We start from the raw sequence: 19,015 nt of genomic DNA, 5'->3' as shown, positions 1-19,015 counted from the left end.
AGGACTTTCTACCGATAACGTATTGATGCAGCGGTCATCATGTTGGCGATTGTTATACCATATCATCGCCAGTCTTGGCAAAGGTTACTCTAATTGTTTTATGGAATGGTATAAAGCGTGAGATGATAGCGATAACCAATGTAATAATAAACAGCCAGCCCAAGATTTCCTTTAATGCCAACAGCAGACTTTGTTGTTGCAGGGTAGTGTAGAGTGATGTCGTGGCAAGTTGGGTTGCTTCTGCATATCCGTGTCCCTGTACCAGACCGTTTGCGACCGATTGCGAGAATCTGGAAGCAGCAAGGGGATCGGCCATCGTGATGGTTTCGGACAGAGAATGCATGTATTTTTGTTCCAGCCGGTATAAGGTGTTGCTATAAAAAGAAGTCGCGATGATAGGAGCCAGCACCGAACGGAAGATGATGAGAAAAAAAGCATTCGAGAGCAGAAACTTCGGGTTCAGGTCTTCTACGGCGAACAGGGCAAAGGCGATAATCAAGGAAAGCATGCCGAGACCACGCAGGAAGATGGGAAAGTAAAGCATTTCGTAGGTGCTTTCGGGCGATATGCCGAAATACAGGATTCCGAAGAATGCAGCAAAGCATGCCATGCCTCCGGCTATGAAGAAACGGAAACGCCAGCGTTGCCACCTGAACCACCAGAAGCAGATGAAAGCGCCTAACAGATAACCTGGTAAAAGCCAGATATAAAGCACGTAGGAGTGCGTAGTATCAACCTTCAGGATAGAAGTCATATAGTTTGTCAGCAGGGTAGTTGAGGTACTGAAAAACATGATGAGCATCATGTAGAAATAGCCGATAATGGCCTTAGGCTGGTATAAGGGAGCCAGATTGACGTACGGGTTCTGAGAGTGATATTGCATCCATACAAAGAAAGCAATCAGAATGGGAGCTATAATGATATAGGCACATATCTTGTAAGACGACATCCAGTCGAGTACTTTTCCGTAATTAATGACATACATCAACATCAGCAGGCCGATGGCAATGACGAACATTTCGCGCAGGTGGAGCTCTTCTACAGGTATTTTCTTCAGTGGGCGGTCGTGGCGGTAACAGATAATAATGACCAGAATGGCGAGCATTAGCAGAAGCATCATGAAGTAGTACATGTACTTCCAGTCGTAATGGTAGGCAAGTTCTGCGGTAAGCACCATCGAAAGTTGTCCTCCTCCATATACCAGCGGATAGAAGTAAGAATAAAACTCGCTGCGGACATTTTTAGGGCTGAATATTTTTTGTGCATGACGGATGAACCAAAGCATAAGAAAGCCCTTCAGAAAACCGATGGCAAAGCTGGCGACAATCAGGATGTCGGCGCTTTGCGAGCGGGCGCATATCCAACTGAGTATAATTTGTAAGGAGAGGTCTGACAGTAATAAGGACTTTGGAGAGAAGGCTGCCAGAACTTTGGGTACGATAGGGTAGGCTATGGCCATTCCCGCCGAAGCCGCATAATATCCCATAGTGATATCTTCGGTATTGGTTCCTAAGGTATTCGAAACCTCCAGCATGCTGCCGGTATATGAACCGTTAAGCATGGTTACCGGAAGAATAATGATAAAGACACTAACCAGTGCCAGCCAGTTGGGAACCCATTTCCGCACGGGAACTCCCAGTTCTCTCATGTTAATCATTTGCGTAGGGCTTCTGTTTCTACCATCATTCCGGCACGCAGGTGTTGTGCGTCTTCTTCACTGATGTCGGTAATATCGATACGGACTGGTATGCGCTGCTGTACTTTTACAAAATTACCTGCCGAATTGTCGGTCGGTACAAGAGAGTATTTTGAACCGGTTGCTTCGGAAATGGCGGTAACTTTTCCATTGAATACTTTTCCGGGCAATGCGTCTACCTTGATGCGTACCGGCTGTCCGATATAAATATTTACTATTTGCGTTTCCTTATAGTTGGCAGTAATCCATTTATCCTTGCTGCGGACCAGGTATGAAATTGTCTGGCCGGCCTGTACGAATTGTCCGGGCTCCAGTGTACGACGTCCCATGTATCCGTCGTAAGGTGCTGTTACTATGGTGTACGATAAGTTCAGGCGTGCCAGATCCAGATCGGCCTCTTTTCGCAGAATGGCAGCTTCGGCACTGGTATTTTTCTTGCTTGCCTCTGTGTATTGTGATAAGGCAACACGCTTTTGTTCGAGTAATGCCTGATAGCGTGCCTGGGCTGCGTCGTAGGCTGCTTTGGCCTGTTCGTATTGCTGTTCGGGTACGGATTCTTCTTTCAGCAGGCGTTCAAAGCGATGATAATCCTGTTCCAGTTGCCAAAGCTTGGCTTTAGCCTCGGCAATGTTTGCTTCCTGTACGGCGATGTTGGTGTGTGAGGTCTCAATACCCGAATGAAGTGCATCCTTTGAGCCCTTTGCATCGAGTAAGGCAGCTTCGGCTTCTTTGACTCTTATCTTATATTCACGGTTGTCGAGAACCAGTAATGTATCTCCTTGCCGTACGAACTGGTGTTCTGTAAACCGGACTTCTCTGATATATCCTGTAGCACGGATATTCAGGGGTATTACATATTGGTCGACAAATGCGTCGTTTGTAACTTCATAGTTGAAGTAACGCCAAAAGTAATTGGCTGTCCACCATAGTCCTGAGCCTGCCAAGGTGATGCAAATCATGTTCAGTATGATGTTGCGAACTTTCAGTTTCTTGAGTTTCTGCTGTTTCAGTTTTAATTCAGACATAGCAAGTGTTGGTTAAGTTGGTTGTATTAAAGGCGTCCGCAGGCGCGTTCCAGTTGATAATAAGTATAGATAACTCGGGTACGTGCCGAAGTTAGTTGGAGTTCTGCGTTCAGACGGACGGAATTAGCATCCAGCAAATCGGTCAGAATGGCCAACTGGCTCAGGTAGCGGTTTTGCATAATCCGGTAATTTTCTTGAGCCTGCTTGACTGAAAGTTTCAATGCTTCTACTTGCTGTAAAGCTTCACGATGACGGAGATAGGCTGTGCGTACGTTCACTCTTATTTGTTGTATCTTTTGTTCTTCTGTATTCTGACTGAGTGCTACAGCCAGTTTGCTTTCCTTTATTTTATGGTTGTTTTTGTAAAGTGCCGATAACGGATAAGATACAGACAATCCGATATTCCAGTTATTGTTGTACATATCGACCATCGTTCTGGAGATAGGCCGTGCCAGGGTATTCGATGCGTAGAGTGATACGTTCGGCAAATTGGCGGCCTTTGCCAGACGAACATCGTTGCGAGCTACTTGTGTCTGTTCCCGAAGTAACCGGATGGCAGGATCGTTCATGCAGGCTTGGGAAACATAATCGTTGTATTGTTCAAGGGCTACAGCTCGGTAAAGCAGGGTAGTATCGGGCAATAGCAGACGGTTTTCGTCGATGCCTAACAGAATATCCAGTTGTTGAGATACCAGTGCAATGCTGTTCTCTGTTTCTGTCAGTGAAAGTCGGTCGTTGGTGAGTTGCATTTCACTGCGCAACACATCGTTATTTGTTATCAAGCCTTCCTTTTTCATCTGGCGGATATCCTTCAGGCATCGTTCTGATTCTTCGATGTTTCGGGTCAGGACATCATGCTGGCGGTACAAACTGAATAAGCTCATGTACTGCTCCAGCAGATTGAGTTTTACATCCGCACGGTCGGTTGCAGTCTGTAGCGATGCCACGCTTTTTTGTAAGTCCGCCTTACGGATGGAATAATGTATTTTACCTCCTTGATATAAGGGCTGTGTAAAGTCGATGGCATAGTTTTGAGACCAGTCGGGAGTATCGGGGTAGGTGGGTGATGACAAGCCGTGCTGAAAGACAACAGGCTGTCCCACGACTCCGCCCTTCAGGCCGATTTGTAAATCGGGAAGCCGTGAAGTACGGGCTGTCTGGCTTTGTTCGTGTGCAACGGATTCTTTCAGCATGTCCGCCTGAATCTTCAGACTGTTTTCTGTACCTCGTTGAAAGAGCTCGTCTACTGTAAGGAATAACGAATCGGTTGGTGAAGACAGACAAGGATAGCTGCTGCTCAACAATAGGAATGCGAGTAAGGGCTTATACATTTTCAAGTACATTATATACAGAATTAAGTTCGCACATCATGACTCTTATGCCTTCCAGACCAATAATCTGTTCGGCATGTACATATACCTGATCGAGTACGGGACGAATTTGATTTCGGAATTCTTCTCCTTCGTTTGTGAGAAAGACCAGCTTGCTCCGGCGGTCGTTTGGATCTTCTTCTCGTCGGACATAACCTTTCTTCTCCAGATTGTTCATCAGGTTGGTCAGACATGCTTTATCCTTGGCAGTGCGTTCTGCCAGTACTTGCTGGGTGATGCCTTGTTCGTGCCACAGGCTGCTCAGTACTTGCAGCATTTCGAAGGTGATTCCCGCATTGTTTCTTTTTAATGTACGTTGCATTGCTCTGCGAAATGCCATGCGGGTACGGAATACTTGCAGCATCAACTCTCTAAACTCTCCTCCTTCTCTCATAAGTGTTTGATCATTTTTTTATGAGCTGCAAAGGTAGGTATTTTTATTGAATTAGTCAAATATTTGACTAATTGGGCATGGCGGCTTTTATTTCTCTTCAGAGTCTGATGGGATTATCTCATCCTTGCGCATACTGAATTCGCAGCCACAATAGCGCTGGTTGTAGAAATTATATTCTTTAATGATGGCGATACGTCGTTCGCTCAGTCCACCTTTTCGCCAGTTCTGCTCCCACCAGATTACGTCGGGGTAAGGTTCTACGGCATAATGTCCAGCCTGATTTATCTGTTCCAGACTTTTCCATCGTGAAGAAGCAAGTGTGGTTGTAATGACGGTGAAGCCGTTTTCGTGTGCGTAACGTGCTGTGTCACGCAGGCGCATCTTAAAACATTGCAGGCAGCGTCCTCCTCGTTCCGGCTCATTCTCAAGCCCTTTTACCGTACATCTCCATTCTTCGTGGTCGTAATCAGCGTCTATGATATCAAGTCCCAGCGAACGGGCATAACGAGAACATTCGTTTTTGCGGATATTATATTCTTCCAGCGGGTAGATGTTGGGGTTACAGTAGTAGATGGTGGGACGTATGTCGTGTTGCATTAAGCATTCAATGATTGCAGATGAGCAAGGAGCACAACAAGTGTGTAGCAAGACACGTTTTGCATTACCAGGTACTTCCAAAGTAAACTTTTTCTTTTTCATATCGTTTTCGAGGATAGCATATTTCTATATGCAAAAATAACCTTTTTGTTTGTGAACGGGAAATGCTTGAGATTCTTTTCTAAATGGAAAGAGAGCGTTTGTTGCTTTAGAGTAAAAATAAGAGAACCATATCATATACAAGATAATGATATGGTTCTCCGTGGTGAAATAAAGATGCGAAAGTTATTTTATTTCAAATTCTTCTTTCATATCAAGCTCCTCACCGTGTACATCGTAGAATTTATATTCCAGGAAGGCAAGGCTTTGATTTGGGATGATTTTTATTCCAAATCCAAACTTCATTTGCCATTTCCGTTTCAAAGAAACAATTCCTTGATTGATATATGCGGCTACGTAAGGATGAATATGTAATGTAAATTTTTTGACCTTCAGTTTATTGACCAGGTAGTCAATTTTACTTTCCAGTGTATCTGTAAACAGGATGGAAGGCTTTATCTTTCCTTTTCCAAAACAAGTCGGGCAGTCTTCATCGGTGGTAACGTCCATTGCCGGCCGTACTCTTTGACGGGTTATCTGCATTAATCCGAATTTGCTGAGTGGCAGAATATTGTGCTTTGCACGGTCTTTCTGCATGTTTTGGCACATACGTTCGTATAGTTTCTGGCGGTTCTCAGCAAGATTCATATCGATGAAGTCGACTACGATGATACCTCCCATATCTCTCAACCGAAGCTGTCGTGCCAGTTCATCGGCTGCTCCTAAATTTACGTCAAGTGCATTCGCCTCTTGTCCGTTTCCCGATTTCGAGCGGTTACCGCTGTTGACGTCTACTACATGCAGTGCTTCGGTATGTTCTATAATGAGGTAGGCTCCGCTCTTGTATGAAACCGTCTTTCCGAACGACGATTTGATCTGCTTGGTAATAGCAAAGTTATCGAAAATGGGAAGCTGTCCTTTGTAAAGCTTAACAATACCCGAGCGCTCGGGAGCAATAAGCGTTACATAATCTTTTACTTCATTGTAAACACTTTCATCGTTTACATAAATATTTTCGTACGACGGATTAAACAAATCGCGCAACATGGCAACTGTACGACTTGTTTCCTCGTATACCAGCGATGGCAATTTGGTTGCCTTCTGGACTTTTGTGATGGTGTCTTCCCAATGTTTCAGCAACACTTTCAGTTCGGCATCCAGTTCTGCTACGCGCTTACCTTCGGCTACGGTACGTACGATTACTCCGAAGTTCTTAGGTTTGATACTTTGCAATAATTGTTTTAAGCGTGCACGTTCTTCGCTTGACTTGATTTTCTGGGAAACCGAAACTTTATCATTAAATGGAATCAAAACAAGGTATCGTCCGGCAAAAGACAGTTCACATGTCAGTCGCGGTCCTTTTGTGGAAATTGGTTCCTTTACGATTTGTACGATAACTTCCTGTCCTTGCTGTAGTACGGTAGAGATTGTTCCGTCTTTGTCGATGTCAGGCATGATGGAAGCTTTCGACATGGGATAAAGTTTTTTTCTGTCGCTGATAACTTGCTTCAGATACTTCTGATGAGAAGTAAATTGAGGTCCGAGGTCTAAGTAGTGAAGGAAAGCGTCTTTTTCGAAGCCTACGTCTACGAAGCAGGCATTCAGTCCGGGCATAAGTTTACGTACCTTGCCCACGTACATATTGCCCACTGAGAAGGAAAGGTTTCGCTCTTCTTTTTGGAATTCTACCAGATTTTTATCCTCCAGAAGTGCGATTGAGATCTCTTTGGGCTGTACATCTACTACTAATTCGCTTGTCACTTGTTACTTAGTTTTTAGAGTGTTAATAATGCGTTTAGGGGGTGCAGTTTCGTCTTTTCTGCACTTTCATAATACACAAAGAACAAACCTGAAAGACTAGTAGGAGCTTTACAAGTTTGTTCTTTATTGAAGTCGGACAGACTAACAATTATTTTTTGCTTTTATGTCTGTTCTTTCTTAGTCTTTTTTTACGCTTGTGTGTAGACATTTTATGTCTTTTTCTTTTCTTTCCGCTAGGCATACTTGTTAAATTTATAGGGTTAATACTAATGTTAATTTATTTTTTTACTGAAAGAGTAAATGTTTTTGCTGGTTTAAATGCCGGAATATTGTGTTCCGGAATGATAATAGTTGTATTCTTTGAAATGTTACGGGCAGTCTTCTGCGCTCTTTTCTTCACAATGAAACTACCGAAACCGCGAAGGTATACGTTTTCGTCGTTTGACAATGATTCTTTTACTGAATCCATAAACGCTTCAAGCGTAGTCAGAACTGTTGCCTTATCAATACCCGTGTTTTTAGCAATTTCGTTTACAATATCTGCTTTAGTCATTTCGCTAATAATTATTGTTATACGTTATCTTAATTTTTTGGATTGCAAATATATAGCTTTTCTCGTTCTCAAAGAAATTTCTTTCAAACAAATTTTGTAAAAAGTAGCTCAGGCTCTGCTAAAACACTTATTTTTGCCGAAAATTTAATTGGTATAAATATTGAATTGTCATTTTAAATGAGTTTGTTAGGCGATAAGATTATAGATTGGTATAAAGATAATAAGCGTGACTTACCTTGGAGAAATACGAAAAATCCTTATAAAATCTGGATATCGGAAATTATTTTGCAGCAGACACGTGTTGTGCAAGGGTACGATTATTATTGCCGGTTTATTGAGCGGTTTCCCGATTATCAGACATTGGCTGAAGCCGATGAAGATGAAGTTATGAGGTACTGGCAGGGATTGGGGTATTATTCTCGTGCCAGGAATCTTCATGAAGCAGCCCGTTCTATAGTTAAAAAAGGAGCATTTCCCGATACCTATCCGGAAGTACGTAAGTTGAAAGGAGTGGGCGATTATACAGCTGCTGCCATTTGTTCATTTGCTTATGATATGCCTTGTGCGGTTGTTGACGGTAATGTCTATCGGGTGATTTCTCGCTGGATGGGAGTGGAAGACCCTATCGATACCAGTGCAGGAAAGAAAATTTTTGCTGCTTTGGCCGATGAACTGCTGGATAAGGAACGCCCTGCACTATATAATCAGGCTATAATGGATTTTGGAGCATTGCAGTGCGTGCCTTCTTCTCCTGCATGTATGTTTTGTCCTTTGTCTGATAGTTGTGTAGCTTTGCAAAAGGGGCTGGTAGAAGAGCTGCCTCGTAAAGCACATAAAACGAAGGTTTCAAACCGCTATTTTCATTATTTTTATGTACATGCAGGTATATATACCTATATATATAAGCGTGGGGCGGGGGACATCTGGCATAATTTATATGAATTTCCTTTAATAGAAACCGAAACCGAACTTGACGAACACCAGGTTCTGCAATGTCAGGAGTTTGTGGACTTGTTTGGTACTTGTGAGGTGATTCATGTCAGATTAGTCGCAAAGGGAATAAAACATGTCTTGTCGCATCGTATAATTTATGCCGATTGTTATGAAATCACTATACCCGAAACGGCTTCCATCGGCAATACATATCAGCGAGTTTTGGTTGACGATTTGCATAAATTTCCTGTATCTCGCTTGACATCTCGTTTTTTTTCTCTAATTTTGGAACAGAATACTTAAAAGATAATAGATTATGTCATTAAATAAAGCTCAGTTGATTGGCAATGTGGGAAAAGATCCCGATGTGCGTTACTTGGACAGTGGTGTAGCAGTGGCAACATTTCCTTTGGCTACTACCGACCGTGCCTATACGTTACCTAATGGAACACAGGTTCCCGAACGTACAGAATGGCACAACATTGTATTGTGGCGCGGTCTTGCTGAAACAGCCGAGAAGTACGTACATAAAGGTGATAAACTGTATATTGAAGGTAAAATTCGCTCTCGTTCGTATGATGATCAGAATGGGGTAAAGCGTTATGTAGTAGAAATTTTTGCCGATAATATGGAAATGCTTACACCGCGTTCGGCACAATCTGCTTCGGGGCAGCCTGCACAGCCTGTAACAGCTCAGCAATCAGCGGCTGCTCAGCCGTCGCAGCCGGCCGATGCTTCCGACGATTTGCCGTTCTAAACTGACAGCTCTTTCACCATAGGCCATGTAGAAAAGGTTGAAGTCGTGGAATAACGACGAGGCGGAACTACACGCTTATAGTGAAAGAGACAAAATGATAATTGATGTTTAACTAAATATTTATTCCTTGGACCCTGACTCGTGTATATCCTATTTACGGGATTTATGTGACGGAGTGACCGTCGTGCCCCCTACTGTAGGGGCTATGATTGCATTAATACTTGCAATTTTACTTTTGTATGCTTCTGGCTTTGTTTCGGCTTCCGAAATAGCCTTTTTTTCGCTTTCTCCTTCCGATCTTAGTAAAATTGAAGAGAATGAGCATCCTTCCGACTCGCGCATTAAGGCATTACTTGATGATTCGGAGCGTTTGCTTGCCACAATTCTTATTTCGAATAATTTTGTCAATGTGACAATTATCATGTTGTGCAATTTCTTTTTTGCCAGTGTGATAGATTTTGGTGATGCTAAACTGTTGGAGTTCATACTGATTACCGTTGTACTTACGTTTCTGTTATTACTTTTTGGCGAAATTATGCCGAAAATTTACTCAGCGCAGAATACATTGAAATTCTGTCGTAAGGCGGCTCCGGTCATTTCTGTGTTGCTTTCAGTGTTTAAACCGGTTTCAAATCTGCTGGTACACTCTACTTTTTTGATTAATAAGCTGACCCGTAAACGGAAAGTCCCCAATTTATCGGTCGATGATCTTTCGCAGGCACTTGAACTGACGGATAAAAATGAAATATCCGAAGAAAGTAATATGTTGAAAGGTATTATCCGGTTTGGTGAAGAAACGGCTGAAGAAGTTATGACTTCCCGGCTCGATATTGTAGACTTAGAGATAAATACTCCGTTCCCTGATGTGATAAAGTGTATCGTGGATAATGCGTATTCACGAATTCCGGTGTACGAAGAGTCACGTGACAATATTAAAGGTATTTTGTATATCAAAGATTTGTTGCCTTATCTTGATAAAGGAGCTGACTTTAAATGGCAGAATTTGATTCGTCCGGCGTACTTTGTGCCGGAAACGAAGATGATTGACGATTTGTTGCGCGATTTTCAGGCAAACAAAATTCATATTGCAATTGTTGTCGATGAGTTTGGTGGTACGTCGGGTATTGTGACTATGGAAGATATCATCGAAGAGATTGTCGGTGAGATAAACGATGAATACGATGAAGAAGAACGTACATATGTAAAGATATCCGAGAATGTATATATATTCGAGGGAAAAACATTATTGTCTGATTTCTATAAATTAGCGGAGATTGATCCGGATGATTTTGAAAGTGTGGCAGGGGATGCTGATACACTGGCTGGTCTGTTGTTGGAGCTGAAAGGAGAATTCCCTGTACTGCATGAAGTCATTAATTTCAATCGTTACCGGTTCGAGATTCTGGAAATGGACGCTCGTCGTATTGTAAAAGTAAAAGTAACTGTCGGCAAAAAGCCGGAAAAGGAAAAAGAAGAGTAAATGTATGCCATTGTGGAAGAAATGGAATGAAGAGGAAGCCTGCTTTGCAGTCTGGCGCGTGGAAGAAACTGCAGAACAGTTGCGAGAAATGCTGACTTCTACGGCATTACCTTACGATGAAGAACTTGCATGTCTCAAAGCTGAATCACGTCGGTTGGAATATCTGGCGGTGCGAGTACTGTTGCGTACATTATGTGGCGAAGAAAAACATATCCGGCATCTTCCTTCGGGAAAACCTTATCTTACTGACGGAAGTTTTCATATTACCATTTCTCATACGCGTGGATATGTAGCTGTCGGATTGCATTCACAGAAGGACGTTGGCATTGATATTGAATATGTATCCGAACGAGTACGTAAGGTGGTAGGGCGTTTTATGTATCCGGAGGAGTTTGATGACGCGACAGATACTTCTTATCTGCTTGTACACTGGTCGGCAAAAGAAACAATGTATAAGCTGATGGGAGTGGAAGAGGTCGACTTTCTGACGCATCTTCGCATATATCCGTTTCAGCTTTTAGCAGAAGGTCGGTGCGAGGGGCAAGAGTTCCGTACTGTCCGTAAAGCTTGCTTTAGCTTGCATTATCTGGTAAATCCTGATTTTGTGTGTACTTGGTGTGTCAATTGAATGCTTTTTTCGGAAGGTTATAATAGAAAATTCCCTTGTCATGTTCTGTGTAATAGAGCTTGACAAGGGAATTTTAGTATGTTCAACTTTTAGAGTTGTGTACTCCTGAATTAATTCTCTTTATTTTTTTGTAGAGTGAAGACGAATTCCAGTCCACCATGAGGATTGTTCTTTGCAAAGATTGTACCGCCGTGGAAAAGCACGGCATTCTTCACAATGGCAAGTCCTAATCCTGTTCCTCCTAATTTACGTGAGCGTCCTTTGTCTACGCGATAGAAGCGTTCGAACAAGCGGTTCAGGTGTTCTTCCGGTACTCCCACGCCCGTATCAGAGAAGCTGAAGTAGTAGAATTTCTCATCTTCGCGGAAACAGTTGATTGTGACCGTAACTCCTGTTCCTGCATACGCAATCGCATTATCCATTAAATTACGGAAAATAGAATAGATAAGTGAACTGTTGCCTTCCAGTTTCAGGTCGAATGGTAGCTTATTGACAACCTTTATTTGTTTTTCTTCCAGATTCAGTGCAACTTCGTTCAACATGTTCTCTATCATCTTGCTCAAGTTTACTGTTTCAATCTCTACAAGATGTGGAGCTTCATCCATGCGGGTCAGTACCGATATATCACGCAATAGAATCGTCAGACGGTTACTCTGTGCATAACTGCGCTCCAGAAATGTATGCATCGTAGCCGGAGATATATTAGGATTGTTCAGGATTGTTTCCAGATATCCCTGTATACTGCTTACCGGTGTTTTCAACTCGTGTGCAATATTCTGGGTAAGCTGGCGTTTCAATCGAGCCTGTTCTTCTTCCTGCGTAATATCGATGATAGAAATTTCGAAAGCATGATCTTGAAAGATGATACATTCTACCGAAAATGAACGTGCATTCTTGTCGATATGCAAGGAGAATCTTTTTTCTTCCTTGTGGAAATTACCCTCATTTCTGTTCAGAAAGTCCGTAATGGGCGCCAGTTCCGGTATTGAAAAAACTTCTTCTGTAGAGGCAAGATTATGGTCGGAAATCGTATTTGCATATTGAGTAAACAGATTATTTACCAGAATCTCGTTTCGTTCACGGGTAAAAACTCCGAGTCCTTCATGCGAAGTCTGCAGGTGTGAAATCAATTTTTCACGTTCGATGTACAGTGCTTCCTTTGCCCGGTGTAATCGCTTATATATCTTTATGATATGTTGCGAAATCTCTCCCAACTCATTCTTTGGAAATGTTTCCAGAATATCAAGGTCTATCGGCTCGTTGCGGTCAGCTTTCAAGGCAAACTGTTGCAACTGGGTAATAGAAGTTCCCAGCTTATGTGTAAAGCGGTAAAACAGCGTCATCAATATCAGGCTGATGATAATGGTAAACCAAACAAAGCCTGAATCAGCACGCAGATGCTCGCTTAGGCTTACATTGTAAGGTAAGGCAGAGCGTATAATAACCTGCTTGGCAGGGTAGTAACGTGCAGAATAAAAAAATTCTTCTCCGTTCAGACTTTCCGAATAACGACTGATGGAATATCCACTGCCATACATCAGGGCGTCTTGAACTTCTTTTCGGGAGCTATGATTCTTAAACTGGCTTATATCCTTCTGAGTATTATCATAAAGTACCTCACCTTCAGCAGTAATAAGTGTTACGCGCAGATTGGGAATCATATGCGTAGTAACATAGTGCTGTAAGGTATCGACACTGAAATTGTCGTTCTCGCCGATAAAGTCGTATAACTGTGCGTTATAATTCTGTAACTGCGTGTTCAGCAATTCGCTTTTATATGATTTTTCACGCTGATACTGAAAGAGCATAAAGCAGACAGCAAAGGCAAGAAATAAGGATACTACTGAAAGAAAAAGCCGTTTGCTGAATGGTAGTAAGCGGTATGAAAGTTTAGTCATGGTAATCCTTTGAATTATTCACATTCGAAGCAGTAACCATATCCGAGTCGGGTTACTATATATTTGCCGTAATTTCCTATTTTTTTACGCAGGCGAGTAATATTTACATCAATGGTACGGTCGAGTACATATACTTCATCGTTCCATACCTTGGCAAGGATATCTTCGCGTGAAAATACTCGTCCCTGATTTTGGAGCAGCAGCAATAAAATTTCGAACTCCTTTTTGGTAAGAGAAGCCTCTTCGCCATCTATTGTTACCTTCTTTTGAGGAATGTTGATAATAAGTCCTTTATACTGAATCTGTTCTTCTTCCTTGATTTGTACGCCGGCAGTACGACGCAATACAGCCTTTACACGCATGATAACCTCACGCAGGGAGAAAGGTTTTGAAATATAGTCGTCAGCTCCCAGGTTGAATCCGGTGATTGTATCATTTTCCGTATCTTTTGCTGTAATGAAGATGATAGGTATTTCGGCGGTATCTTTGTCTGCCTTTAGCATACGCGCCATCTTGAAACCGGAAATTTCTCCCATCATCACATCCAGCAGTAGTAAGTTGTATTGTGCAATATCCAGTTTCAAAGCCTCCTCGGCAGAGTTAGCTGTGTCTACTGTATATCCTTCCATTTCGAGATTGAACTTCAGAATCTCGCAGAGGTCCTCTTCATCGTCTACAACAAGAATACGATAATCGTTCATAGTGCTTTGTTTATTATTTATTGGTGCAAAGGTGGTGCTTTTTTGTTTCGTCACGATGAAATAGGTATTACAAAGATGTTACAATTCGGGACGGGTAAATTCTCCAACAAGGGAACGATTCATTTCGGCACGTACTTCCCTGGGAGTCAGGTTATGGCCGAGCAGGAACATCAGTTTTGTCAATACACTTTCTACCGTAGCATCATATCCGCTGATAACACCTGCGTCCAGCAGGTGCAGTCCCGTTTCATATCGTCCCATCTCTACCATGCCTGCCGGACATTGAGAGATGTTCACAATGACGATACCTCGTTGTGTTGCCTCCTTAAGCAGACGAATGAACCAAGGCTTTTGTGGCGCATTTCCCGAACCGTATGTTTTCAGGACTACCGCTTTCAGTCCTGGTATACGGAATACATTACTTACTACATTCTCCTGAATACCGGGGAATATCGTAAGAATAAGCACATTGGTATCGAATACATAATGCGGGTGCATCGGAAGATTTAAGTCTGCCTTGCGGATACGGTCGTATTCATATTTGATGTGTATTCCTGCAGTAGCCAGAGGAGGATAATTATACGAGCGGAAAGCATTGAAATTTTCAGCGTTGATTTTGGTGGTACGATTTCCGCGCAGCAATAGATTTTCAAAGAAGATACACACCTCAGGTACGATAGCTCGTCCGTCCGGATGTTTGGCCGCAGCTATTTCGATAGAGGTTATCAGATTTTCTTTTCCGTCGGTACGCAGCACGCCGATGGGTAGCTGGCTTCCTGTCAGGATGACAGGCTTGCTTAGGTTTTCCAGCATGAAGCTGAGTGCCGATGCCGTATAAGCCATGGTATCCGTTCCGTGCAGAATAACGAAACCATCGAAGTTATCGTAATTGTAATGGATAATCTTTACCAGTTTGCTCCATAAAGCAGGTTCCATGTCGGACGAATCGATGGGAGGGTTGAACTGGTAAGAAGAGATACGATAATTGAAACGTTTCAATTCCGGAACATTTTCCTGAAGTTGGTCAAAGTTGAAAGCTTCCAGTGCTCCTGTTTCCGGATTCTCGATCATTCCAATCGTACCTCCGGTATAGATTAGCAAAACGGAAGGATAATCTGGCTTAATCATGTTCGTGTCTATTGCTTAATTTGTCACAAAGATAGTAAAAAGAGTTATAACCTCGTAATGTTTGATTTAATAAAATAACAAAATGCTTGTTTTATTGTGATAAATCAATTGTTTGCACCCCGTTGCAGTTTCATTTTTGTTTTTATCGGAGCTTTATATCTTTTAATTTTATAACTCCAGCAGATGCTTCAGGCGGTCGGCGGCCTTTCCGGCATCTCCTTTTTCCTCATTTAGCAGAGTGACAAATTTACTGCCGATTATACATCCGGAAGCATAGGCAGCAGCTGCTTCGTAAGTTTGTCTGTTCGAAATACCGAAGCCTATCATACGCGGATTATGCAGCTTCATCTTTTCAATGCGTCGGAAGTATGCTTGCTTCTGTTCGTCGAAATTTTTTTGTGCTCCAGTGGTAGCTGCCGAAGAAACCATATAAATAAATCCGTCGGTGTGCTGGTCTATTTCACGAATACGCTCTTCGCTGGTTTCGGGAGTTATCAGCATAATGATACGCAGATTGTAACGTTCGGCTACCGGACGGTATTCTTCCTGATAATCTTTGAAAGGCAGGTCGGGTATAATGATGCCATCTATTCCACATGTCTGGCAGCTTTGACAGAAATTCTCGAAGCCGTATTGCATAATAGGATTCAGGTACCCCATAAGAATGAGAGGAATATTGACGTTCTGGCGGATATCTTTCAGTTGCCCGAAGAGTTTTTTCAGTGTCATTCCGTTTCGTAAGGCTTGGGTTGCAGCCTCTTGGATAACTACACCGTCGGCCATCGGGTCACTGAACGGTATGCCTATTTCTATCAGGTCGATGCCTTTCTGTTCAAGTGTTCTGATAACGGTTGCAGTACTTTCCAGGGTAGGGCTTCCGGCACAGAAATATAAGGAGAGAATATCATGATGTTTGCGGTTGAATAATTCATTAATACGGTTCATAGTTGTATGGTTTTATTTGTTGGTTAATAATCTGAATTGCTTGATAAAATGTTTGAGTTTTGCTACATCTTTGTGTGCCGGAGCAGTTTCGAAGCCACTGTTCAGGTCGATTCCTGCCCAGGCAGGATGATGAAATCCGGACAAAGCCTCCAGACTTTCAGGGCAGATGCCTCCGCTCAGCAGGAAAGGAGTGTTACCGTGATAGCTGCTTAGTATATTCCAGTCGAACGATCGTCCCGAACCTCCGTATTCACGGCATGGCGTATCGAAGAGGAAATAATCGCAGTACGGCACATATTCGTTTGTCCGTTCCACCTCCGAAGAGCTACGAAAGGAGAATGCTTTTATCAGTCTGAATCCTTTGGCCCGAAGTTTCTGACACAGGGCGGGAGATTCCGAGCCATGCAGTTGAAGGTAATCGAGCCTCAGTTCGCTTGCTCGTGTAATAATTGTTTCATAATCGGCGTTGACAAAAACTCCGATACGCTTTGACTGTACGGGAAGATAGAGAGGGGTTGACGGAACAAAGCGTGGGGAACGCTGGTAACAGATAAACCCCATCCAGTCGGCTCCGGCTCTTTCTACTTCACGGATGTTCTCGGGTTGGCGCATGCCACATACTTTAACTATCATAAGGCAGAATGAATATGATGGATAAACTGGCTTAATGCAGTTTCCGGATGATTGGTCTTCATAAAATTCTCCCCAATCAAGAAGCCTCGGAAGCCCGCTTCACGTAACTTGACGACCGTTTCCGCTTGTGAGATTCCGCTTTCCGAAACCAATACTTTGTCTTGAGGAAGTTTTTCGGCAAGTCGAAATGAGTTCTCTGTGTCGGTGTGAAAGGTTCCCAGATTACGGTTGTTTATGCCTATCATATCTATATGGTCGTTGATGTATTCCAGTTCTTCTTCCCGATGTAATTCGAGCAGCACTTCGAGTTGCAGTTCGTGTGCTTCGGATGCCAGCATCTTGCATTCGTCCGGAGTCAGGGCTGCTGCAATCAGCAGTACTGCATCGGCTTGTGCAACCTTGGCTTGTAATAACTGATACCGGCTGATGATGAAATCTTTGCGCAGAATCGGGAGATTGACTGTCGGACGGGCAATCCGGATATCTTTCAGTGAACCGCCAAAAAACATCTCGTCTGTCAGGATGGAGAGAGCAGCGGCTCCCGCCTGTTCGTAGCCGTGAGGAATTACGGAGGCGTCGGCTTCGCGGTTAATCCAGCCCTTTGATGGGGAACGGCGCTTGAATTCGGCAATGATTCCGGTGGAAGAAGACAGAAGCCTCTCTTTCATGCTGCGTGTGGCGGCAATGTTTCCGATGTGGTTTTCGAGAAATGAAGCAGAAACCGCAGCTTCTTGTGCCTCAAGCTCTTTTCGCTTATGTGCGATAATGTCGGTCAATATGTCTTGATTCATGGTGACGTTTTTTTTAAATGTGGTGATGTTTTAATAAAAATGTGCTGACGTTTTCAGTTGTTCATGCTGACGAATTTGCAGAAAGTATTCCATGCCCGTCCACTTTCCAGTGACTCTTTTGCCAATGCCACGCATGTTTCTATCGGTTTTTGCGGTTCACGTGCCTGTATGGCGAACGAAGCATTTATCAGCACGCAGTCGGTTTGTGCCTTGGTAGCCTGATTTTGCAGTACATTGTCGAATATCCGGGCTGCTTCTTCCGGTGTGTTTCCGCCGTACAGCTCCTCGCGTCGGGCAATGGTAAAGCCCAAATCGGAAGGACGGTATATCGTTTCGTAACGGTTCGTCATGACCTTGAACTCGTCAGTCAGAGAGATTTCGTCGTATCCGTCGAGGTTGTTGACCACGGCAAAGCCGATGTTCAGACGCTGCAGAGTATTGGTGTAGAGTCGCATTTGCGGAAGATCGGCTACACCCAGCAACTGATAGGCTGGCAGGCACGGGTTGACGAGCGGGCCAAGAAGGTTAAATAAGGTACGTACTTGCAAAGCTTTTCGAACCGGAGCCACGGTTTTCATGGCAGGATTGAAAAGGGGAGCGTGCAGATAGGCCATGCCGCATGCTTCGATGGAGCGGCGCAGCTTGCTTTCGTCGTTTGTAAATTTGACTCCATGCTGTTCCATGACATTGCTGGCTCCGCTGACTGAAGTGGCACCATAGTTGCCGTGTTTGGCGACAGCATATCCGGCTCCTGCTACAACGAAGCAGGCGCAGGTAGAGATATTGAATGTGTTTTTTCCGTCACCTCCCGTACCTACAATGTCAATTGGCTCGAAATCAGAGAAATCAACCGGTACACGGGTAGTGAGAAGTGCTTCACGAAATCCGGTCAGTTCGTTCACCTTTATACCGCGCATCTGGAATACTGTAAGCAGTGACGCAATCTGAGCTTCGTTGTAGTCGCCTCGGGTAATACCCTTCATCAGGTTGTATGCCTCTTCGTGCGAGAGTTCTTCGTGGGCAAAAAGTCGTATAAGTATTTCTTTCATTGTAGTAACATTTTTAGTGATTTAACCAGTTTTGCATCATTTGCTTGCCATCAGGGGTAAGAATTGATTCTGGGTGGAACTGAATGCCTCGAATATCATAATTCCGGTGGCGCAATGCCATAACATATCCTTCGCGACTTACGGCTGTTATTTCCAGACTATCTGGAAATCCGTTTGTATCGACTACCCACGAATGGTAACGTCCTACGGGAATTTCGTGGGGAAGTTGGTGGAAGATGTAATCGTCGGCAGTAATGGTAACCGGACTTTGTATGCCGTGATATACTGTTTCGAGATTCGTCAGTTTACCGCCGAATACCTCGCCGATGGCTTGCTCTCCCAGACAAACTCCCAGTATGGGTTTGCGTCCGGCATATTTCCGGATTACATCCAGCAACAAACCGGCTTCTTCCGGTATTCCCGGTCCCGGCGAAAGTACAATTTTGTCGAACTGTTCCAGTTCGTCCAACTGGAAGCAATCGTTGCGCAGTACTGTTACGTCGGCTCCAAGTTCTTTTATCAAATGACTCAGGTTGTAAGTAAACGAGTCGTAATTGTCTATGATGACTATTTTCAT

At 43.4% G+C, this 19,015-nt stretch carries 19 protein-coding genes; 4 read left to right on the top strand and 15 right to left on the bottom strand.

Annotation, left to right across the window (positions count from 1 at the left end; all coding sequences use genetic code 11):
* Positions 1-52: 52 nt before the first annotated feature.
* The 7 genes from WKT12_RS05395 to WKT12_RS05365 all read right to left on the bottom strand — a co-directional run bounded on the left by WKT12_RS05395 (position 53) and on the right by WKT12_RS05365 (position 7,495).
* Positions 53-1,657: an MFS transporter gene (locus WKT12_RS05395; protein WP_021970322.1), complete on the bottom strand. Its 1,605-nt coding sequence runs from the start codon at positions 1,655-1,657 to the stop codon at positions 53-55.
* Positions 1,654-2,721 carry an HlyD family secretion protein gene (locus tag WKT12_RS05390; RefSeq protein WP_021970321.1) on the bottom strand — a complete coding sequence of 356 codons (1,068 nt, stop codon included), beginning with the start codon at positions 2,719-2,721 and terminating at the stop codon, positions 1,654-1,656. The genes WKT12_RS05395 and WKT12_RS05390 overlap by 4 nt, the downstream gene beginning before the upstream one ends.
* A gap of 26 nt (positions 2,722-2,747) precedes the next feature.
* Positions 2,748-4,064 carry a TolC family protein gene (locus tag WKT12_RS05385; protein ID WP_340319039.1) on the bottom strand — a complete coding sequence of 439 codons (1,317 nt, stop codon included), beginning with the start codon at positions 4,062-4,064 and terminating at the stop codon, positions 2,748-2,750.
* Entirely contained in the window at positions 4,045-4,485 is a 441-nt protein-coding gene (locus WKT12_RS05380; protein WP_340319038.1) for a MarR family winged helix-turn-helix transcriptional regulator, read from the bottom strand. Before WKT12_RS05380 ends, WKT12_RS05385 begins: the two co-directional genes overlap by 20 nt.
* Positions 4,486-4,572: 87 nt before the next feature.
* Entirely contained in the window at positions 4,573-5,184 is a 612-nt protein-coding gene (locus tag WKT12_RS05375; protein ID WP_340319037.1) for an epoxyqueuosine reductase QueH, read from the bottom strand.
* Between the two features lie 183 nt (positions 5,185-5,367).
* Entirely contained in the window at positions 5,368-6,942 is a 1,575-nt protein-coding gene (locus tag WKT12_RS05370; protein ID WP_021970317.1) for an Rne/Rng family ribonuclease, read from the bottom strand.
* Positions 6,943-7,219: 277 nt separating this feature from the next.
* Complete coding sequence (locus WKT12_RS05365) at positions 7,220-7,495, bottom strand: HU family DNA-binding protein (protein WP_022231270.1); 276 nt, start codon at positions 7,493-7,495, stop codon at positions 7,220-7,222.
* A gap of 177 nt (positions 7,496-7,672) precedes the next feature.
* On the opposite strand from WKT12_RS05365, the gene mutY reads away from it, so the two are divergent.
* The 4 genes from mutY (at position 7,673) to WKT12_RS05345 (ending at position 11,293) form a co-directional block, all read left to right on the top strand.
* Entirely contained in the window at positions 7,673-8,731 is a 1,059-nt protein-coding gene (mutY, locus tag WKT12_RS05360) for an A/G-specific adenine glycosylase (protein WP_340319036.1), read from the top strand.
* A gap of 13 nt (positions 8,732-8,744) precedes the next feature.
* Positions 8,745-9,185 (top strand): single-stranded DNA-binding protein, encoded by a 441-nt coding sequence (locus WKT12_RS05355; protein WP_340319035.1) that lies wholly within the window; start codon positions 8,745-8,747, stop codon positions 9,183-9,185.
* Positions 9,186-9,312: 127 nt separating this feature from the next.
* Positions 9,313-10,665 carry a gliding motility-associated protein GldE gene (gldE, locus tag WKT12_RS05350; protein ID WP_021971960.1) on the top strand — a complete coding sequence of 451 codons (1,353 nt, stop codon included), beginning with the start codon at positions 9,313-9,315 and terminating at the stop codon, positions 10,663-10,665.
* Positions 10,666-10,669: 4 nt separating this feature from the next.
* On the top strand, positions 10,670-11,293 hold the full coding sequence (locus WKT12_RS05345; RefSeq protein WP_340319034.1) for a 4'-phosphopantetheinyl transferase superfamily protein: 624 nt from the start codon (positions 10,670-10,672) through the stop codon (positions 11,291-11,293).
* A gap of 110 nt (positions 11,294-11,403) precedes the next feature.
* On the opposite strand, the gene WKT12_RS05340 is transcribed toward WKT12_RS05345, so the two are convergent.
* The 8 genes from WKT12_RS05340 to WKT12_RS05305 form a co-directional block, all read right to left on the bottom strand.
* On the bottom strand, positions 11,404-13,191 hold the full coding sequence (locus WKT12_RS05340; protein ID WP_021971962.1) for a sensor histidine kinase: 1,788 nt from the start codon (positions 13,189-13,191) through the stop codon (positions 11,404-11,406).
* 14 nt (positions 13,192-13,205) lie between these two features.
* A complete protein-coding gene (locus tag WKT12_RS05335; RefSeq protein ID WP_021971963.1) occupies positions 13,206-13,892 on the bottom strand; it encodes a response regulator transcription factor in 687 nt (228 codons plus the stop codon).
* Between the two features lie 78 nt (positions 13,893-13,970).
* The gene (locus WKT12_RS05330; protein ID WP_021971964.1) at positions 13,971-15,020 is read right to left on the bottom strand and encodes an asparaginase; all 1,050 of its coding nucleotides are present in this window, start codon (positions 15,018-15,020) and stop codon (positions 13,971-13,973) included.
* A 168-nt stretch (positions 15,021-15,188) separates the two neighbouring features.
* Positions 15,189-15,965, bottom strand: a complete 777-nt coding sequence (gene trpA, locus WKT12_RS05325) for a tryptophan synthase subunit alpha (RefSeq protein ID WP_021971965.1) — start codon at positions 15,963-15,965, stop codon at positions 15,189-15,191.
* Positions 15,966-15,977: 12 nt separating this feature from the next.
* Entirely contained in the window at positions 15,978-16,598 is a 621-nt protein-coding gene (locus tag WKT12_RS05320; RefSeq protein WP_340319033.1) for a phosphoribosylanthranilate isomerase, read from the bottom strand.
* Positions 16,595-17,389: an indole-3-glycerol phosphate synthase TrpC gene (gene trpC / locus WKT12_RS05315; protein ID WP_340319032.1), complete on the bottom strand. Its 795-nt coding sequence runs from the start codon at positions 17,387-17,389 to the stop codon at positions 16,595-16,597. The genes WKT12_RS05320 and trpC overlap by 4 nt, the downstream gene beginning before the upstream one ends.
* Before the next feature lie 53 nt (positions 17,390-17,442).
* Positions 17,443-18,438, bottom strand: coding sequence for an anthranilate phosphoribosyltransferase (gene trpD, locus WKT12_RS05310; protein ID WP_021971968.1), 996 nt, complete (start codon positions 18,436-18,438; stop codon positions 17,443-17,445).
* Between the two features lie 13 nt (positions 18,439-18,451).
* Complete coding sequence (locus WKT12_RS05305) at positions 18,452-19,015, bottom strand: anthranilate synthase component II (RefSeq protein WP_021971969.1); 564 nt, start codon at positions 19,013-19,015, stop codon at positions 18,452-18,454.

Origin of the sequence: Phocaeicola sp. HCN-6420 (assembly GCF_037890145.1) — a bacterium.
GTDB lineage: Bacteria > Bacteroidota > Bacteroidia > Bacteroidales > Bacteroidaceae > Phocaeicola.
This window is presented reverse-complemented; position numbering and strand designations above follow the sequence as displayed.

Bases quoted from the DNA above. Each gene is read 5' to 3' on its own strand.
- WKT12_RS05390 (WP_021970321.1), bottom strand. From the start codon at position 2,721: ATGTCTGAATTAAAACTGAAACAGCAGAAACTCAAGAAACTGAAAGTT.
- WKT12_RS05385 (WP_340319039.1), bottom strand. From the start codon at position 4,064: ATGTACTTGAAAATGTATAAGCCCTTACTCGCATTCCTATTGTTGAGC.
- WKT12_RS05395 (WP_021970322.1), bottom strand. From the start codon at position 1,657: ATGATTAACATGAGAGAACTGGGAGTTCCCGTGCGGAAATGGGTTCCC.
- WKT12_RS05320 (WP_340319033.1), bottom strand. From the start codon at position 16,598: ATGATAGTTAAAGTATGTGGCATGCGCCAACCCGAGAACATCCGTGAA.
- WKT12_RS05355 (WP_340319035.1), top strand. From the start codon at position 8,745: ATGTCATTAAATAAAGCTCAGTTGATTGGCAATGTGGGAAAAGATCCC.
- WKT12_RS05380 (WP_340319038.1), bottom strand. From the start codon at position 4,485: ATGAGAGAAGGAGGAGAGTTTAGAGAGTTGATGCTGCAAGTATTCCGT.
- WKT12_RS05335 (WP_021971963.1), bottom strand. From the start codon at position 13,892: ATGAACGATTATCGTATTCTTGTTGTAGACGATGAAGAGGACCTCTGC.
- mutY (WP_340319036.1), top strand. From the start codon at position 7,673: ATGAGTTTGTTAGGCGATAAGATTATAGATTGGTATAAAGATAATAAG.
- trpD (WP_021971968.1), bottom strand. From the start codon at position 18,438: ATGAAAGAAATACTTATACGACTTTTTGCCCACGAAGAACTCTCGCAC.
- WKT12_RS05345 (WP_340319034.1), top strand. From the start codon at position 10,670: ATGCCATTGTGGAAGAAATGGAATGAAGAGGAAGCCTGCTTTGCAGTC.
- WKT12_RS05375 (WP_340319037.1), bottom strand. From the start codon at position 5,184: ATGAAAAAGAAAAAGTTTACTTTGGAAGTACCTGGTAATGCAAAACGT.
- trpC (WP_340319032.1), bottom strand. From the start codon at position 17,389: ATGAATCAAGACATATTGACCGACATTATCGCACATAAGCGAAAAGAG.
- WKT12_RS05340 (WP_021971962.1), bottom strand. From the start codon at position 13,191: ATGACTAAACTTTCATACCGCTTACTACCATTCAGCAAACGGCTTTTT.
- trpA (WP_021971965.1), bottom strand. From the start codon at position 15,965: ATGAACCGTATTAATGAATTATTCAACCGCAAACATCATGATATTCTC.
- WKT12_RS05330 (WP_021971964.1), bottom strand. From the start codon at position 15,020: ATGATTAAGCCAGATTATCCTTCCGTTTTGCTAATCTATACCGGAGGT.
- WKT12_RS05365 (WP_022231270.1), bottom strand. From the start codon at position 7,495: ATGACTAAAGCAGATATTGTAAACGAAATTGCTAAAAACACGGGTATT.
- WKT12_RS05305 (WP_021971969.1), bottom strand. From the start codon at position 19,015: ATGAAAATAGTCATCATAGACAATTACGACTCGTTTACTTACAACCTG.